Here is a 388-nt window from a genome sequence, read left to right as displayed (position 1 = left end):
CGTGCGTTGATGGCTGCCCAGCAGCAACAGGAACAACAGTTGCGCCAGCAGGCCGATATCTACCAAAGGAAATACCGTGAAGCGACCAAAAACGACAAGTGCGCTGCTGAGCGGATGCCTGATGCTGTTATTGACCTCCTGCGCGGAATGGATACCAGTTCCGCCAGTCCCAATCGTTCTATTACCCCCTGAGTCGGTATTCAAGACCTGCGAACAGCCAACGCTGCAAGGCGATACCTGGGGCGACGCTGGCAGCTATTCGTTGGCATTAAAAACGGCTTTATCAATATGCGCTGGTCAAGTGGCCACGTTGAACCAATGGCGGGTATCCGTCGGGAGGTAGGCATGAAAATTATTGCACAAGAAAATAGCACAGAAATCTGGGCCA

2 protein-coding genes are annotated in these 388 nt (G+C 52.8%); both read left to right on the top strand.

Annotated features, from left to right (window positions below; all coding sequences use genetic code 11):
• On the top strand, positions 1-192 hold a 192-nt coding region (locus tag AC2FC2_RS27010; protein ID WP_490660211.1), incomplete at its 5' end, for a DUF2570 family protein.
• Entirely contained in the window at positions 122-343 is a 222-nt protein-coding gene (gene lysC / locus AC2FC2_RS27005) for an Rz1-like lysis system protein LysC (protein ID WP_490660210.1), read from the top strand. The genes AC2FC2_RS27010 and lysC, both read left to right, overlap by 71 nt.
• The last annotated feature ends 45 nt before the right edge of the window (positions 344-388 follow it).

Source organism: Serratia sp. CoH_122_TC_1, assembly GCF_058191755.1.
Note: the sequence above shows the minus strand (reverse complement) of the source record. Positions and strands in the feature narration are given on the sequence as shown.

What these genes read in the sequence shown, in the direction of transcription:
- lysC (WP_490660210.1), top strand. Translation starts at nt 122, where the DNA reads ATGCTGTTATTGACCTCCTGCGCGGAATGGATACCAGTTCCGCCAGTC.